The sequence below is a fragment of the Sphingomonas sp. HT-1 genome (assembly GCF_048568905.1).
Lineage (GTDB): Bacteria > Pseudomonadota > Alphaproteobacteria > Sphingomonadales > Sphingomonadaceae > Sphingomonas.
Map to the genome: position 1 here is coordinate 2,307,234 of NZ_CP183770.1, position 14,839 is coordinate 2,322,072.

The following is a 14,839-nucleotide window of genomic DNA, read 5'->3' on the forward strand; positions in this document are numbered from 1 at the left end:
CTTCTGTAAACTGGCCGCAGTCATGTTTCCGCAATGTTTCGACAGAGTGTAGCTGAAACACCACACCTGTGAATGAATATTTCAGCAAACATTTCACTTTTGGTATATTATATTAGACTGCAGGTCAGCTGGTAAGATTTTTAGGCACGTAAGTTTCCATTAATAGCACGGAAACTAAATTGCTGGCCTGACAGAAGGACCAGCCTGCATGCAAGCGATGCGGCGCGGAAGTTGCCTTGTCGTAGCTCTCGGCGGAATTGGGCGCTCCACTTAATAAGCACGGCCGTTTTTTGGCATGGGGATAAGCTCAGACCATAAAAACGAGAACGCCGCGCCCTTGCTGGAAGGGCGCGGCGCTGAAGTTTCCATATTCGGCGGCGTTAGAAGCTGAACTTCGCTCCCGCGCGGAACATGCGGCCATAGACGCCATTCCCTGCCTGAACAGGGTTGTACAGGTACGCGCCATAGGTCGCCGGATCCACGCCCGGCATGCGATCGAACAGATTGAGGATCGTGCCGTACACGGTGACCCGATCGTTCACGTTGACCGCAGCGTTGAGGTCGAAGGTGGTGTAGCTCTTCACGCGGCATCCATTGAACCAGCTCGGCTTCAGACCGCAATCGGCATAGGCATTGTCTTGGTCCATCGCCGAAAGGTCGTAGCCGGACGTGTAGTTCACCGTGCCCGACAGCGTGAATTGCCGGAAGCTGAACGTGTTCTGCCAGTTGCCGTGCCAGCGGAAGGTGCCGCTGCCTGCGGTAAGGTTATAATTGCCGAGCGTATCGACATAGGTCTGGCGCGTGCCATCCGGCAACGTGGTGCTCAGCTCCAGCTGCAGCGTCGCATCCAGGTTGCTGGTCCAGGCGACCTCGCCGAACTGCTTCTGCACGTTCATGCCGAAGTCAATGCCTTCGGACTTGATCGTGTTCGCATTGACGAAGCTCGAGCGAACGAACGCGATGCGCGGCGTGGCGTTGGGGAACGCCGGATCGGGGGAGTCCGCGATTACCTCGTATCCGGCGGGGATTTGCTGGCCGGTGTAATAGGCGGTCAGCGCCGGACCGGCAGGAAGCGTGGTGATCGCGCCGGTCTTCTTGATGTTGAAGTAATCGACGGTGAACGACACGCCGCGAACCGGCTCGAAATACACGCCGGCCGTCCAACTGCGCGACTTCTCCGGCTTCAGATCCGGCGTCGCCAGCGTCGTCGAGCCATAGCTGCCCGACCGAATATAGGTGGGGCACGACGCGAAGGTCGCGACGGTGCAGCCATATTGCGCGAGATAGGTGTCGTTGAAGTTTGACGGACCGTTCGTGACATAGCCCGTCGTCGGCAACGCGTTCGCTTCCGCGAAGCTTGGGATGCGGAAGCCGCGCGACCAGGTGCCGCGCACCGTGATCTGGCGGATCGGCGTCAGCTTGGCGCCGACCTTAGGCGAGAAATAGCTCTGCCCGGTGGAGTAATGGTCGTACCGGCCGGAGAGGTTGACGTCGAGAATCGACAGGATCGGCGCATTCACTTCGCCGAATGCCGACGAGACGGTCCGATGTCCTTCCGTACCGAAGGCGTTCAGACGGAAATAGCGCTGAGTCGGGCCATTGAAGTCGGTGTTCGCGCTGGGCGAATCCACGGCTTCGTAGAAGATCGATCCACCGAAGCCGACGTTGAGCGGGCCACCCGGCAGGTCCATCACGGCCTTCTTGAACGAAACCTGTGCCTGGTAGAGATCCGACGAAGCGTTGGTGACGTTCTCCGGCATCAGATAGTTCATCACCGCCGCGCTGTTCGCCGACGGGTTGACGAAATTGTACGTGCCGTCGGCGATCACATCGAGCAGGTGCTGGATGTAGACATAGCCGTTCTGTTCACGCTTCAGATCGCTGTGCATTGCGGTCGCGTCGAACTGATAATCCCAGCCGAACACCTGACCGGTCACACCGGCAGCGGCGCGGTAGACGCGGCTGCGCGTGCGATCCTGTTCGATCGAGTTGGGAAGACCGCCCACCAGCAGCGCCGTGTCGCCCGACGCCGCGAACGGATTGTTGGGATTCAGGCGGCCGTCGGCGGCCGTGGCGCAATTCACCCGTGCGGCACAGACATAGACCGGCAGCGTCAGCGGCTGCGATCCCGCCGCAAAGCGTGCCGCATCAGAGCGGGTCGAATATTGCGGATAGAAGACGCCGGTCGGCGCATGGGCATAGATGGTGGACGGGGTGCCCGAATAGCTGCTGGTCGCCTGCTGGAAGTTCAACGCCAGATATGCCTGGGTTTCGTCGTTCAGATTGGCGGTGAAACGCGCGGAGCCGCCGAAGCGCTCGATCTCCGGCGCAACGACACCGTAGCGATTCACGGTATCGACCCGGCAGACATTGGTCGGCAGCAGATCATTGCCAGCAAGCTGGGATGCGGAGCTGGAGACGGACGACCCGTTGAGGCAATTGCCGGCCAGGAGCTGATAGCGGCCGCCCGATCCTGGCGCCACGTAGAGGTTCGACCCCGCGTTGGTGACGCCGAACGTATCGGGATTGATGGTGTCGTCCGGACCGCCGATGCGGGTCTTGTCGTCGCTGTTGAACGGCGCCTTCAGGTCGCTGTTACGTACCAGATCGCTGTGATAATAGAAGCCGCTGATATAGGCGTTGTAGCCCTTTTCGTCGAGATCGCCGGTTCCGGCGGTGAGCGACAGCCGCTGGCTGGCGCCGAAACCGCGCTGCGCCACGCCGGCTTCGACGCGGCCTGAAATGCCTTCAAACTGCTTCTTGGTGATGATGTTGACGACGCCCGCGATCGCGTCCGCACCGTAGCTGGACGAGGCGCCGTCGCGGAGCACTTCGATACGATCGACGATGTCGTCGGGGATGGTGTTCAGATCGACGAAATTGCGCGAGCCATCGTCAGCGAGCGGATAGTAAGCGGCGCGCAAGCCGTCGAAGAGCACAAGCGTCGAGTTGGTCGTCATGCCGCGCAGCGAAACCGCCGAGGCGCCGCCCGCGAACGCGCCGTTTGCCGTGAACGAGTTGGTCAGCGCCGGACCGTTGTTCGACGACAGCTTCTGCACGGCGTCTTGGATCGTGGTGATGCCGCGCTGATCGAGGTTCTCGGCGGTAACGGTGGTGACCGGCGACGGCGTGATCTTCGTCGTTCCGAACAAGGAACCGGTAACGACGATTTCCTGACCCGGGCCCTGATCGGGCGCTTCGGAAGTAGCGGACTGCGCAGTGCCGGCGGACGTGGTTTGCGCCATCGCAGGCGCGCTCATGAACGCAGTGGCGAGAAGGGCCGCTGAAAGACTGGTGCCAGCCCGCAGAGCGGATCGATAATTCTGCATGATCACCCTCAAATTACAGCCGCCGAAACCAGTTTCGGCGGCGTTCTTGCCAACTGCGCGACGGGGTCCGCATTGGCCTGGGTGCATGTGGAAACGTTTCGTAGCGGAACTGTAAAGGTCCAAGCGCAGAGAGGCTCAATCTTTCACGCGGGAGTGACATCAAAAGCACTAATAATTTCAGCAAATAAGCGAAGGTAGCTGGGACATTTCGGCTGGATTTCCGCTAAGTTTCCAGCAACAAAATGTTTCAAAGGCGCGGCATGCTCCCTGCGACGAGCAGCGGATCGATACGAGCTCCGCGCCACATCAACCCCCAGTGCAAATGAGGGCCAGTCGCACGCCCGGTTGCGCCCACTGCGCCGATCAGCTGGCCTTGCGAGACGGCATCGCCGGTGCGAACATCGATACGGGACAGGTGCAGGAAAGCGCTGGACAGGCCCATGCCGTGATCAAGCATCAGCAGATTGCCCTCCAACATGAAGGGCGCCTCTGCAGCCAGGATGACCACGCCGTCCGCCGGCGCATGCACTGGCGTTCCTGTGGGAAGGGCCAGATCGATGCCCGAGTGGTAAGCACCAGGCTCGCCCGAATAGATTCGCTGCGCACCAAACAGAGTGGAGATGCGTCCGATGGCGGGCCAGCGAAAGGGCTGCCGCCAACCTTGCGCCGCCGTTTGCTTTTCCCGAGCGGAAGCGATCTGGGCCAGTTCGGCCGGACGACGAGCGGCGAATTCCGCGCTCGGGACCGGGTATTTCGGAAGGCGATTCAGTCGCGAGAGGTTCCACTGCCGAGGCATGATCGCCAGATCGGCACGGACCGATCGCCCGTCCGGCAGTACGGCCTCCAGCCTTGCACCGCGGGCCGCATCGCGATCGAATCCGACAGGAAATCGCCCATCAGCGGCAAAGGGGATCAGCCGATCGTCGACACGGAGGCTGCTGGTGCCGACAGGTACTTGCCCCAGCGCCCAGCCACCTTGCTCGAGACTGCCGACCAGTGCGAAGGAGTCAGTCTCCCCTGCGCCACGGGCACGGGCGGTCGGCGCTGCAATCAATGCTACGCAACCCGCGGCGAACCGCCGCCGGCTGAACATCAGGCGCCGAGCGCCTGCACCGCCGCTTCGGCGCTGGCATAGGGCTCCTGCCGATCGACGCTCCAGTAGCGAAGCTCATCGATCGGAATACGGGCGCCAGTGACGGCGCACAGCACGTGATCGCCAGGCGCGAGAACGCGAAAGCCATTGGCCATATAATGGAGCTTGGCGGCGCGGGCGGTATTCGACATCAACATGGGCGGCGCCATTCCTGAATATTCGAGTTGCGGGTACGCCTCACAGCAGCGTCGGCTGCTCGGGCTTCGGCGAAACATAGGATTTGCCGGCCCCGCGCTCAACCCGGGCTTCTACCGGACCATCGGCAAAATGCAGCGTCACGGCTTGCGCCGCTCGGGCGTCTTCGGCCGAGGCGACGACCTTGCCGGTGCCGCGCGCCTCCACCCAGGCATAGCCTTTCTTAAGCGGCAGCTCGGGATCGAGCAGTTCGAGATGCCGGCCGATCGCCGCGAACCGCTCCGAAGCGGTGGCGAAGCGGCGTTCAAGTATTGCGAGCTTCAGCGCCTCGGCCGGGCGGGCGAAGCGCTGGCGGCGCGTGGCCAACTCGCGATCGGCAGCGCGATCGAGCGCAATGCCGCCCAACCGCTGCCGTGCGGTTGCCAGCCTTTGTTCGAGAGCCGCCGGGCGCAGTGCGGCGCCGGCGCGATCGAGCTGGCCACGCGCGACCGCCACGCGGCGTTCAAGCCCCAGCCCCAGACGCGCGCCGACGTCGTCGAGCCGCTGGCGCTGCGGCCCCAGCAGCGCATCGCGGCGCGGCAGCACGCGGACCAGCGCCGCAAGCCGTTCCCCGGCACGCTCGTGATAGCGCCGAACGCAACGCTCGGTACGGTGGGCCAAAGTGGCGATGCCGTGGCGGACTTCGGAGAGCACCGGCACCGCGATCTCGGCGGCGGCCGTGGGTGTTGGCGCGCGCAGATCTGCGGCGAAGTCGCACAGCGTGGTATCGGTCTCGTGGCCCACCGCCGAGATGATCGGGATCGAGCATTCGGCCACTGCACGAACCACGACTTCCTCGTTGAACGACCAGAGGTCCTCGATCGAGCCGCCGCCGCGCGCCACGATCAGAAGGTCCGGACGCGGAACCGGGCCCCCTGGCGCGATCGCGTCAAACCCGCGCACGGCACGCGCGACCTCTTGCGCCGATCCGTCACCCTGCACCTTCACTGGCCAGACCAGGACGTGGCTCGGGAACCGGTCTTCCAACCGATGCAGGATATCGCGGATCACCGCGCCCGTTGGCGAGGTCACCACGCCAATCACCTTGGGCATATAGGGCAGCGGCTTCTTCCGCGGAGCGTCGAATAGCCCCTCGCCCGCCAGCTTGGCCTTGAGCTTCTCCAGCAGCGCCATCAGCGCGCCCTCGCCGGCCAGCTCCATCCGCTCGATGACGATCTGGTATTTGGAACGACCGGGATAGATGGTGAGCTTGCCGGTGGCGATCACTTCCAGCCCGTCCTGCGGCTGGAAGGGCAGTGCCGAGGCAGCGCCGCGCCAGATCACGCCGTCAATCACCGCGTCCATGTCCTTGAGCGCGAGATAGGCATGGCCCGAGGCGGCGCGCTTCCAGCCCGAAATCTCGCCGCGCAGGCGGACATGCCCGAACTCGCCCTCCACCATTCGCTTCAGCCGGCCGGAGAGTTCGCTGACGCTCATCGGCGCCGCGTTGTCCCCGGGCACCGCCTCGGCTACGAGCCGCGTCGATGAAGTCTCGAAAAGGGGGTCGGCCATGAACGTCCTGCTACTGGGTTCGGGGGGGCGCGAACATGCGCTCGCCTGGAAGCTCGCGCAATCGCCGCTGCTGACGCAGCTTTTCGCCGCGCCGGGCAATCCGGGCATAGCGGCGCATGCGACCTGCGTCGACCTTGCCGCGACCGACCCGGCCGCCGTACTCGCCTTCGCGCAGGAACATGCCATCGGCCTTGTAGTCGTCGGTCCCGAGGCTCCGCTGGTGGCGGGCGTGGGCGACGTGCTGCGCGAAGCCGGCATTCCAGTGTTCGGGCCGAATCGCCTGCCGGCGCAGCTGGAAGGATCGAAGGGCTTCACCAAGGATCTGTGCGCGCGCGCCGGCATCCCCACCGCCGGCTATGTCCGCGTCCACGGGCTGGACGAGGCGCTGGCGGCGCTCGAGCCCTTCGGCCTGCCGGTGGTGGTGAAGGCGGACGGCTTGGCCGCCGGCAAAGGCGTCACCGTAGCGATGACCCGCGACGAGGCGGTCGACGCGCTCACCGCAATCTTCGCCGACGCGGGCGCAAGTGCTGTGATCGAGGAGTTCCTTGATGGCGAGGAAGCCAGCCTGTTCGTCATCACCGACGGGACCAGCGCAGTTCTGTTCGGATCGGCGCAGGATCACAAGCGCGTGGGCGAAGGCGATGTCGGCCCCAACACCGGCGGCATGGGCGCCTATAGCCCCGCCCCCGTCCTAACGCCCGCGCTGGAGCGCGCCGCGATGGACCAGATCGTCGAGCCGACGATCGCCGCGCTGGCGGCGGAGGGTATTCCCTATTCGGGCGTGCTCTATGCCGGGCTGATGCTCACCCGCACCGGGCCTAAGCTGATCGAGTACAACGCGCGCTTCGGCGATCCCGAATGCCAAGTGCTGATGCTGCGGCTGGAAGACGATCTGCTCGAGCTGCTGCTGGCCACCGCCCGCGGCGAGCTGGCCGGGCGACCGGCGCCGCGCTTCTCGCCGGCGACCGCGCTCACCGTGGTGATGGCGGCGCGTGGCTATCCCGGCACGCCGGAAACCGGCGGGGCGATCCAGGGCATCGACAAGGCCGAAGCGGCAGGCGTACGAGTCTTCCAGGCCGGTACGCGACAGCTGGGCGATACGCTGGTGGCGAGCGGCGGCCGGGTGCTGAACCTGACCGCAATCGGCCCCGATATCCTCGCCGCTCAGATCGCAGCCTATCGCGGCGTCGATGCCATCGATTTCCCGACCGGTTTCTGTCGCCGGGATATCGGCTGGCGCGAAGTGGCGCGGACGAAAGGCTGAGCCGGGTGCCGGCGAGGCGCCACCAGCACTTCGCCGGCAACACGATTAAGATCCGCCGACATCGTCCTTTTCGTCGACGAAAGCGGCGAAGCGACCGACCAGCATGTCCCACAGCTCCAGATCCTTGCGGAACAGCGCGGTGGGGATCGCCTGATCCTCGAGGTTCAGATCATATTCGAGCGCAGCTTCCCCCTGTGCATCCGAGTAGACGCGGGCGAACCGGTGCTTGCTGTTCCAGAGATTGGCGCGCTCCGCCGTAAGCTTGTTGGTAAAGCCGATATAGAATTGGATGTCGCCGCACTTTTGGTGCGCCTCGCAGTTGAAGAAGAGGATGGCGAACTTGTAGCCCGACGCGGCGCTGCGGATCAGGGGATCGCCCTCGCCGTCCTTGGTCAGTTCCGATTTGTAGCCGGCATCCTGCAGCGCCTTGACGATGGACTGCGGATCGGTCGATCGCACTTGCGCCTGTGCCGGCGCCACGAAAAGCACGGCCGCAAGCACGGCCAGCAACAGCGATTTCATCTCTTCTCCTTGCCACATCCACGCCGCGCACAGCGCGCCCGCCGCTGCCTGCCCGATTTCCGGAACAGGGTCCATGGCGAGCGGCTGGACGCGGCGGCAGCGCACGCTAATGCAGGAAGCTTCAAACGATCCGGAGCGTGAAACATGAACGATCAGGCGGCCCAGGAATATGGCGCAGTAGCGGCGGCCACCGAGACGGGATGGTTGACCCTGTCCTTCGTGCTGATCGCTGTCGGTGTGCTGCTGGCGCTGTTCATCTTGCTGTGGGGCACGCGGCTGGCCGCCAAGCGTCGGCAGGCCCGCACCGAGCTGGCTGACCGCGGCGAATTGCCCGTCCATGACGCGCCGGTGCCGACGCCACTGGCGGAAGTTGCCCCGCCGAACGCCGCCGAGCCGACGCCGGTGCCGGCCCCCACGCCACTGGCGGACGAACCCATCGCCGCTGCCGCACCGATGGAGGCGAGCCCGGCGACGCTGGCGGCCGATGCCGCCGCGGCGCCGGTGCCGCCCCCGGCGGCGGGAGACGACCTGACCCGGTTGAAGGGCGTGGGGCCGAAGCTGGCGACGCGGCTGGGGGAATTGGGAATTACCAGTTTCGCTGCGCTGGCTGCGCTGGACGAGGGCCAGGCCCGCGCCCTCGACGGCCAGCTCGGGAGCTTCCAAGGGCGGATGTTCCGGGATCGATGGATCGAACAGGCCCGGTTCCTCGCGGCGGGGGATACGGCAGGCTATGAGGCGGTGTTCGGCAAGCTTTGAGCCGGCCTGAAGTTTAGGAAGTTTAGGCTCGTGGAAAAATTCGCTTCAGCCCAATATGGCGTCTTTCCAGTAGCTTAGTCCGATTCGCGACTCACCAGCAGCTTGTCGATCTTGCGGCCGTCTAGATCAACGATTTCGAACTTCCACCCTTCCACCAGGAAGGATTCGCCTTCGCCGGGCAGGTGCTTGAGCACTGCGAGCGCCAGGCCCGCGACGGTCGCATAGTCGCGATCGGCGGGCAGTTCGATGCCCAGCCGTTCGGCCAGCGTATCGGCGGGCGTCGCGCCTGCGACGAGCAGCGAACCATCGTCACGCACGACGATATTGGGGTTGTCGCCCGGTTCGGCATCGGAAGCGAATTCGCCGGCGATCGCGGCCAACAGGTTCGCGGGCGTGACGATGCCTTCGAAATGGCCATATTCGTCGTGCACCAGCCCCATCGGCACTTCGGCCTGGCGCAGCGCAGTCAGCGCATCCATCGCATCGACCTGATCGGGCAGGATCGGCGCACGGCGCATCAGCTTGCGCAGGTCGAGCGGTTCGCCGCGGAACAGCGCGGCCGCGATGTCGCGGGCCTGCACCACGCCGATAACCGAATCGATCGACCCTTCGGCCACCGGCAGACGCGTATGCGGCGTCGCCAGCAGTTCCTCGCGGATACCGGCGCCGTCCAGATCGACGTCGAGCCAATCGACCTGCGTGCGCGGCGTCATCACCTCGCGCACTGGCCGATCGGCGAGCCGCACCACGCCGGAAATGATCGAGCGTTCATGCTCCTCGATCACGCCCGACTTGCTGGCCTCCGCGACGATCAGGTGCAGTTCCTCTGCCGTGACGCGGTTTTCCGATTCGCGATTCAGCCCTAGCACGCGGAACACCAGCCCGGTGGACGAATCGAGCAGCCATACCAGCGGCGCGGTCGCGGCGGAGAGCCAGCGCATCGGCAACGCCACCGCCGCGGCGATCGGCTCGGGCGAGCGCAGCGCGAACTGCTTGGGGACCAGTTCGCCGACGACCAGCGAGAAGAAGGTGGTGAGCCCGATCACCAGCGTGATTCCCACCGTGTGGGCGAGATCGGGCGCGATGCCGAGCCCGGCCAGCCGTTCCGCCACCGGACCGCCGAGGCTGGCGCCCGAATAGGCGCCAGTGGCGATCCCGATCAGCGTGATGCCGATCTGGACGGTGGAAAGGAACTTGCCCGGATCGGCCGCCAGTTCAATCGCCATCTTGGCACCCCGCCGGCCGACACGGGCCAGCGCCTCCAGCCGGGCCGGGCGGGCGGATACGATCGCCAGCTCGGACATGGAGAAAATGCCGTTGATCGCGATCAGCACGAAGATGATCGCAAGGTCGATCCAGGGAAAAGGCGCGCTCATGGTGCGCCTCCCCCATACAGCCAGCAAAGCCCCGTTCACAACCTTTCCCGCGCGCATTGTCGATGCGGGCCCGGAACAACATCGCCGCGGGTGCTTTGTGCGGAAGACAAAGGACAGAACAGGAGGACGACCGATGTTACGGAAGAGCCCGTTGATCGTGGCGGCACTCGCCGCGGCGGCGCTGACCAGCGGCTGCGTTACCGATCCCAATACCGGCCAGCGCCGGGTATCGCGCACCGCCATCGGCGGCGGCGTCGGCGCGCTTGGCGGCTATCTGCTCGGCGATCTGGTAGGCGGCCGGAACGACCGGACCGAGAAGCTGGTCGGTGCTGGTGTGGGCGCCATCGCCGGCGTTGCAGTGGGCAATTATATCGACCGGCAGGAACAGGAACTGCGCCGCCGTACCGCCGGCACCGATGTGCAGGTGATCCGCCAGGGCGACGATCTGGTGCTCCGCATGCCATCGAACGTGACGTTCGACACCAACCAAACGGCGATCCAACCGCAGTTCCGAAGCACGCTGGATCAGGTAGCCGACGTGCTGCGCGAGTATAACCAGACACTGCTCGACATTTATGGACACACCGATTCGCAGGGCAGCGATTCGTACAACCAGGACCTTTCCGAACGTCGGGCACGCTCGGTTGCGGACTATCTCTCGACCCGCGGCGTCGACGGACGGCGTATCGCGACGCGTGGGTTCGGCGAAACACAGCCGATCGCCAGTAACGACACCGCGGAGGGCCGCGCGCAAAACCGTCGGGTTGAAGTCAAGATCGTCCCGATCGAGGCGCGCTGAGCGACAGCCTCAGAGCTGTTGCGTCTCGAGGACCGCCGGATCGCTCGCCAGGCCGTGAAGATAGGCGTGGCGCTCCGGCGAGCCGAGGCGGAAGGCGCGCAGCCGGCGCTGCTGCGAATCGGTAAGCCGGAATTGGCGATAGCCCCGCGCTTGGAGGCACGCGGCAACCGTGTCCTGCAGCAGCGTGCGCACTTCCTTCATGCGGCGGGCGGGCTGCGTCCGCTCGACGATTCGCGCCGAATCGACCGCCATGTTCATGATCCGGTTTGTGTCACCCGTCATTGCGGAAGCGGTGATGTTGTTTTCGTTGTTTTCGAGCTGGCGCGACGCGTCCTTGAAGACCTTCGCCGCTTCGGTGTTCGACACATCGAGATAATAGCCTTGCCGCCCGCACTGCACCGCGTCTTCACGATAGGCGGCCAGCGTCACGCCCGGCTTGCCCCAGCTGACCATCGGCGGCTTGGCGGCAAGCGCCGCGGATGGCAGGAGCAGTGGAAGCAGGACGAGCAGGCAACAGCGATCGGCACGCATCGGAACCTCCAGGCTGAAGTGTTCCCGCGCAGTTTCGCACGAAGCACGGCGGGAGTCGACGCTGCCCGCCTCAGCGGCGAGTACGGAAGAAATCGCGGAGCAGCGCCGCTGCCTCGCGTTCGCCGATTCCGGCATAGACCTCGGGTCGATGATGGCAGGTCGGCTGCCCGAACAGCCGCGGGCCGTGTTCGACCGCGCCGCCTTTGGGATCGCCCGCGGCATAATAAAGGCGTGCGATGCGCGCATGGGCGATTGCGCCCGCGCACATTGCGCACGGCTCCAGCGTGACCCACAGATCGCAATCTTCCAGCCGGTCGCGGCCCAGTGCCTGCGCGGCGGCACGAATCGCCCGCATCTCGGCATGGGCGCTGGGATCGTGCAGCCGCCGGGGCGCATTGCCCGCCGACGCGACGATCTCGCCATTCCGCACGACGACGGCGCCTACCGGCACCTCCCCCTCGGCAGCAGCCTGCACGGCAGCATCGAGCGCGGCACGCATCGGGGAAGGGAGGGGGAACATCGCATCTGCTTAGCCGCCCGATGCAGGATGGAACAGCCGCCACAGCGCATAGCCGGCGCCGGGAAGAAATCCCAGCGCCGTCAGCCCGCAGCTGATGCCGAACGAACGCCCCGGCCCTTCGGCCAGATAGACGCCGAGCGGCGGCAGCAGCGCCGCTGCGGCGAGGCGGGCGGGCGCCGGCCTCACCGTTCCGGAGACGGCGTCGGGTTCGGCGCCTTTTCCACGTCGATCGTCGGTACCGAAACGCGTTTTTCCTTCATTTCCACCGTCGGCACGCGCACCGTACTGTTCGACTCGCCCACCTTCACCGATCCGGTTTCGGCCGACACGGTCGGCAACTTGCCGCCGCTGACATCGAGGTTGATGAAGCCCAGCGCGATCAGCACGACGGCGACCAGCACCAAAATGCCCAACAGCCCTAATATTGCGCGCATTTGCCATCTCTCCCTAATCGTTTCACCTGCCTAACGCCCCCGGCCACCAGCGGTTGCGCTTGGCTGACGGTGAATCGGTTGACGGCGGCGCGCATTGACGCTAACTGCGCGGCCTTTCCGGCTTTCTGCCCAACTCAGGATTTGAAGCGATGTCGCGCATTTGCGAGCTGACCGGCAAGGGCCGGCAGGTGGGACACAATGTTTCCCACGCCAATAACAAGACCAAGCGTACGTTCCTGCCGAACCTGCAGAACGTAACGCTGATCTCCGACGCGCTGGGCAAGGGCGTGCGTCTGCGCGTCTCCACCCATGGCCTGCGCTCGGTGGAGCATGTCGGCGGTCTCGACAACTGGCTGCTGAAGACCAGCGACGACGATCTGTCGCTGCGTGCGCGTCGCCTGAAGCGCGAAGTGCGCAAGGCGAACGCGGGCACTGCCGCCGCCTGATCCTGCTCTGCAGCTAATGACAAAGCCCGCTGCCGCCCCCGCGGCGGCGGGTTTTGTCGTGGGTGCTATCCTCACAGATCGAGGCGGAACTTGAGCAGCAGCGTCTGCTGCCACCATTGTTCGTTGTCGTCGGAGATCATCCACAGCACGGTCGAGTCGCCTTCGCGCGCAACCGCCAGGCCTTCGAAATTGTCGTGCTGGAACGGCGGCGCGAAATCGGCGATCGTCTCTCCGCGCAGCACCGCTCCGGGCTTCGCGCCTCGTAAGTCGACCAACTCGACCCGCACGGTGAACAGCGAAGGCAGGCCGAATCGGCGCACCAGCACGAGCAACCGCCCATCGGGCAGCGCCACCGCATCGCTGGGATCATAGCCGGGCGGCGGCACATAGCCGAGCCGAATCGGGCGCGGCGCATCGCGGGTGGGATCGCCGGCAAACAGCAGCATCTCGCGCTGGTCGCGATGCCCCTCCCCCGGCGGTCGCGCGGTTTCGCCGATCACGACGAATCGGCCGTCGGGCAGGCGCGCCATTGATTCGGGGCCGCCATTGGCAGGCCATCCCCGCATTTCGAGAGGGAAGGCGACGCGCTCGCCGCGAAAATCGGCATCGAAGCGCCAGATCACGTTGTGCGATTCGAAACCGACCCAGAATTTGCCCGTCACCGGATCGCGCGTCAGCGATTCGGCATCGCGATCGCCCTTATAGGCGCTGATCCCCGGCCCGTTCGGCAGCTCGCCGAAGCGGATGTCGAACGGCCGCCAATCAGCACCCATGTGGAAACGGACGACATTGCCCCGATCGCTGACCAGGACGAAGGCGTCACCGATCACCTGAAGCGCGGAAAAGCCCGAAAATCCGCGATCGGGGCTGGTGAGCCGCACGCCGCCTAGATAGGCGAGCCGGCCGATTCGAGTGCGCGCGGGATCGCCCGGCGCCAGCTGCACGGGCTGCGCCGCCATCCTGGGTGTGCTGCCGATCGCCGTACGCAACGCCTTTCCAGAGGCGCCCAACGACAGCGATGCCACGATCAGCGGGAGGAAGGCGAGAGTGCGAAGCCAAGGGCGCATTGCCCTTCCTTAGCGGTTCGATGCGCCACGACCAGTGCTGCACCTGCGAAAGATGAACGCAGGATAACCATCTCGTTCAGGGTTCGATCAAGGGAACTGCGCTAAACAGCAGGTGTTGTAAGCGTACAAAGCCTCTCGCGTAGCGTATCGAGAGACTTGGGGGGGCCGGAACCGCAAGGATCCGGTCCCCCTCTGTATATCAGTACATGTGCTGGCCGCCGTTGATCGACAGCGTCGACCCGGTGACGAAACCCGCATCTTCAGAGCAGAGGAACGCGACGGCGCGGGCGATTTCGTGCGCCTGGCCCAGACGCCCGACGGGGATCTTGGCGACGATCTTTTCCAGCACATCGGCCGGTACCGCCGCCACCATGTCCGTATCGATATAGCCGGGGGCGATCGCGTTCACCGTGACGCCGAAGCGCGCGCCTTCCTGTGCCAGTGCCTTGGTGAAGCCATGGATGCCGGATTTGGCGGCGGCATAGTTCACCTGACCGTACTGACCGGCCTGGCCGTTGATCGAGCCGATGTTGACGATCCGCCCCCATTTGCGCGTGCGCATGCCGGGGAACACGGCGTGCGCCATGTTGAAGCAGCCGCCCAGGTTGATGCGAATCACGTCTTCCCACATCTCGCGCGACATCTTGAGGATGGTGCCGTCGCGGGTGATGCCGGCATTGTTGACGACGGCGTCGACCGGGCCGAGCTCTTCCTCGACCTTCTTCACGCCTTCGGCGCAGGCGTCGAAATCGCCGACATCCCACTTATAGGCCTTGATGCCGGTGCGCTCGGCGAAGGCAGCGGCCTTCTCGTCATTGCCGGCATAGTTGGCAGCGACAGTGAACCCGGCTTCCTTGAGCGCCAGACTGATCGCCTCACCGATACCGCGTGTACCACCGGTAACGATCGCTACTCGTGCCATAAGCCTTCCTCTCCACAATCAACCCAAAGAATTG

General features: G+C 65.0%; 16 protein-coding genes. 4 read left to right on the plus strand and 12 right to left on the minus strand.

Features of this window, described 5'->3' with window-relative positions; translation table 11 throughout:
• Positions 1-380: 380 nt before the first annotated feature.
• From ACNFJ7_RS10630 to xseA, 4 genes are all read right to left on the minus strand, one after another.
• Entirely contained in the window at positions 381-3,260 is a 2,880-nt protein-coding gene (locus ACNFJ7_RS10630; protein WP_019368387.1) for a TonB-dependent receptor domain-containing protein, read from the minus strand.
• 316 nt (positions 3,261-3,576) lie between these two features.
• Positions 3,577-4,422, minus strand: a complete 846-nt coding sequence (locus ACNFJ7_RS10635) for a M23 family metallopeptidase (RefSeq protein ID WP_019368386.1) — start codon at positions 4,420-4,422, stop codon at positions 3,577-3,579.
• The gene (locus ACNFJ7_RS10640) at positions 4,422-4,619 is read right to left on the minus strand and encodes a DUF2093 domain-containing protein (RefSeq protein ID WP_026008932.1); all 198 of its coding nucleotides are present in this window, start codon (positions 4,617-4,619) and stop codon (positions 4,422-4,424) included. Before ACNFJ7_RS10640 ends, ACNFJ7_RS10635 begins: the two co-directional genes overlap by 1 nt.
• A gap of 40 nt (positions 4,620-4,659) precedes the next feature.
• Positions 4,660-6,168 carry an exodeoxyribonuclease VII large subunit gene (gene xseA, locus ACNFJ7_RS10645; protein ID WP_019368384.1) on the minus strand — a complete coding sequence of 503 codons (1,509 nt, stop codon included), beginning with the start codon at positions 6,166-6,168 and terminating at the stop codon, positions 4,660-4,662.
• On the opposite strand from xseA, the gene purD reads away from it, so the two are divergent.
• The gene (gene purD, locus ACNFJ7_RS10650) at positions 6,167-7,432 is read left to right on the plus strand and encodes a phosphoribosylamine--glycine ligase (RefSeq protein WP_019368383.1); all 1,266 of its coding nucleotides are present in this window, start codon (positions 6,167-6,169) and stop codon (positions 7,430-7,432) included. The two genes, xseA and purD, sit on opposite strands and share 2 nt — an antisense overlap.
• A gap of 45 nt (positions 7,433-7,477) precedes the next feature.
• Here the strand turns inward: purD and ACNFJ7_RS10655 are convergent, their stop codons facing one another.
• Entirely contained in the window at positions 7,478-7,954 is a 477-nt protein-coding gene (locus ACNFJ7_RS10655; protein ID WP_160327943.1) for a YbjN domain-containing protein, read from the minus strand.
• Positions 7,955-8,098: 144 nt separating this feature from the next.
• Here ACNFJ7_RS10655 and ACNFJ7_RS10660 point away from each other — a divergent pair, with 144 nt between their 5' ends.
• Positions 8,099-8,710 carry a helix-hairpin-helix domain-containing protein gene (locus ACNFJ7_RS10660; protein ID WP_019368381.1) on the plus strand — a complete coding sequence of 204 codons (612 nt, stop codon included), beginning with the start codon at positions 8,099-8,101 and terminating at the stop codon, positions 8,708-8,710.
• A 74-nt stretch (positions 8,711-8,784) separates the two neighbouring features.
• On the opposite strand, the gene ACNFJ7_RS10665 is transcribed toward ACNFJ7_RS10660, so the two are convergent.
• Positions 8,785-10,086 (minus strand): hemolysin family protein, encoded by a 1,302-nt coding sequence (locus ACNFJ7_RS10665; RefSeq protein ID WP_058805403.1) that lies wholly within the window; start codon positions 10,084-10,086, stop codon positions 8,785-8,787.
• 133 nt (positions 10,087-10,219) lie between these two features.
• Between ACNFJ7_RS10665 and ACNFJ7_RS10670 the strand changes: the two genes are divergently transcribed.
• A complete protein-coding gene (locus tag ACNFJ7_RS10670) occupies positions 10,220-10,885 on the plus strand; it encodes an OmpA family protein (protein ID WP_037513011.1) in 666 nt (221 codons plus the stop codon).
• 9 nt (positions 10,886-10,894) lie between these two features.
• On the opposite strand, the gene ACNFJ7_RS10675 is transcribed toward ACNFJ7_RS10670, so the two are convergent.
• The 4 genes from ACNFJ7_RS10675 to ACNFJ7_RS10690 form a co-directional block, all read right to left on the minus strand.
• Positions 10,895-11,416: a hypothetical protein gene (locus ACNFJ7_RS10675; RefSeq protein ID WP_019368378.1), complete on the minus strand. Its 522-nt coding sequence runs from the start codon at positions 11,414-11,416 to the stop codon at positions 10,895-10,897.
• 70 nt (positions 11,417-11,486) lie between these two features.
• Entirely contained in the window at positions 11,487-11,915 is a 429-nt protein-coding gene (locus ACNFJ7_RS10680; protein ID WP_019368377.1) for a nucleoside deaminase, read from the minus strand.
• Positions 11,916-11,945: 30 nt separating this feature from the next.
• The gene (locus ACNFJ7_RS10685; protein WP_019368376.1) at positions 11,946-12,122 is read right to left on the minus strand and encodes a YqaE/Pmp3 family membrane protein; all 177 of its coding nucleotides are present in this window, start codon (positions 12,120-12,122) and stop codon (positions 11,946-11,948) included.
• Positions 12,119-12,370 (minus strand): hypothetical protein, encoded by a 252-nt coding sequence (locus ACNFJ7_RS10690; RefSeq protein WP_026008931.1) that lies wholly within the window; start codon positions 12,368-12,370, stop codon positions 12,119-12,121. The genes ACNFJ7_RS10685 and ACNFJ7_RS10690 overlap by 4 nt, the downstream gene beginning before the upstream one ends.
• Positions 12,371-12,519: 149 nt before the next feature.
• Here ACNFJ7_RS10690 and rpmB point away from each other — a divergent pair, with 149 nt between their 5' ends.
• Positions 12,520-12,816, plus strand: a complete 297-nt coding sequence (gene rpmB, locus ACNFJ7_RS10695) for a 50S ribosomal protein L28 (RefSeq protein ID WP_019368374.1) — start codon at positions 12,520-12,522, stop codon at positions 12,814-12,816.
• A gap of 71 nt (positions 12,817-12,887) precedes the next feature.
• Here rpmB and ACNFJ7_RS10700 read toward each other — a convergent pair whose 3' ends face one another.
• Positions 12,888-13,883 carry an esterase-like activity of phytase family protein gene (locus tag ACNFJ7_RS10700; RefSeq protein ID WP_019368373.1) on the minus strand — a complete coding sequence of 332 codons (996 nt, stop codon included), beginning with the start codon at positions 13,881-13,883 and terminating at the stop codon, positions 12,888-12,890.
• A 199-nt stretch (positions 13,884-14,082) separates the two neighbouring features.
• Complete coding sequence (gene phbB / locus ACNFJ7_RS10705; protein WP_019368372.1) at positions 14,083-14,805, minus strand: acetoacetyl-CoA reductase; 723 nt, start codon at positions 14,803-14,805, stop codon at positions 14,083-14,085.
• Positions 14,806-14,839: the final 34 nt, after the last annotated feature.

Bases quoted from the DNA above. Each gene is read 5' to 3' on its own strand.
- ACNFJ7_RS10630 (WP_019368387.1), bottom strand. From the start codon at position 3,260: ATGAGCGCGCCTGCGATGGCGCAAACCACGTCCGCCGGCACTGCGCAG.
- ACNFJ7_RS10635 (WP_019368386.1), bottom strand. From the start codon at position 4,422: ATGTTCAGCCGGCGGCGGTTCGCCGCGGGTTGCGTAGCATTGATTGCA.
- ACNFJ7_RS10640 (WP_026008932.1), bottom strand. From the start codon at position 4,619: ATGTTGATGTCGAATACCGCCCGCGCCGCCAAGCTCCATTATATGGCC.
- purD (WP_019368383.1), top strand. From the start codon at position 6,167: ATGAACGTCCTGCTACTGGGTTCGGGGGGGCGCGAACATGCGCTCGCC.
- xseA (WP_019368384.1), bottom strand. From the start codon at position 6,168: ATGGCCGACCCCCTTTTCGAGACTTCATCGACGCGGCTCGTAGCCGAG.
- ACNFJ7_RS10655 (WP_160327943.1), bottom strand. From the start codon at position 7,954: ATGAAATCGCTGTTGCTGGCCGTGCTTGCGGCCGTGCTTTTCGTGGCG.
- ACNFJ7_RS10660 (WP_019368381.1), top strand. From the start codon at position 8,099: ATGAACGATCAGGCGGCCCAGGAATATGGCGCAGTAGCGGCGGCCACC.
- ACNFJ7_RS10665 (WP_058805403.1), bottom strand. From the start codon at position 10,086: ATGAGCGCGCCTTTTCCCTGGATCGACCTTGCGATCATCTTCGTGCTG.
- ACNFJ7_RS10670 (WP_037513011.1), top strand. From the start codon at position 10,220: ATGTTACGGAAGAGCCCGTTGATCGTGGCGGCACTCGCCGCGGCGGCG.
- ACNFJ7_RS10675 (WP_019368378.1), bottom strand. From the start codon at position 11,416: ATGCGTGCCGATCGCTGTTGCCTGCTCGTCCTGCTTCCACTGCTCCTG.
- ACNFJ7_RS10680 (WP_019368377.1), bottom strand. From the start codon at position 11,915: ATGCGTGCCGCGCTCGATGCTGCCGTGCAGGCTGCTGCCGAGGGGGAG.
- ACNFJ7_RS10690 (WP_026008931.1), bottom strand. From the start codon at position 12,370: ATGCGCGCAATATTAGGGCTGTTGGGCATTTTGGTGCTGGTCGCCGTC.
- rpmB (WP_019368374.1), top strand. From the start codon at position 12,520: ATGTCGCGCATTTGCGAGCTGACCGGCAAGGGCCGGCAGGTGGGACAC.
- ACNFJ7_RS10700 (WP_019368373.1), bottom strand. From the start codon at position 13,883: ATGCGCCCTTGGCTTCGCACTCTCGCCTTCCTCCCGCTGATCGTGGCA.
- phbB (WP_019368372.1), bottom strand. From the start codon at position 14,805: ATGGCACGAGTAGCGATCGTTACCGGTGGTACACGCGGTATCGGTGAG.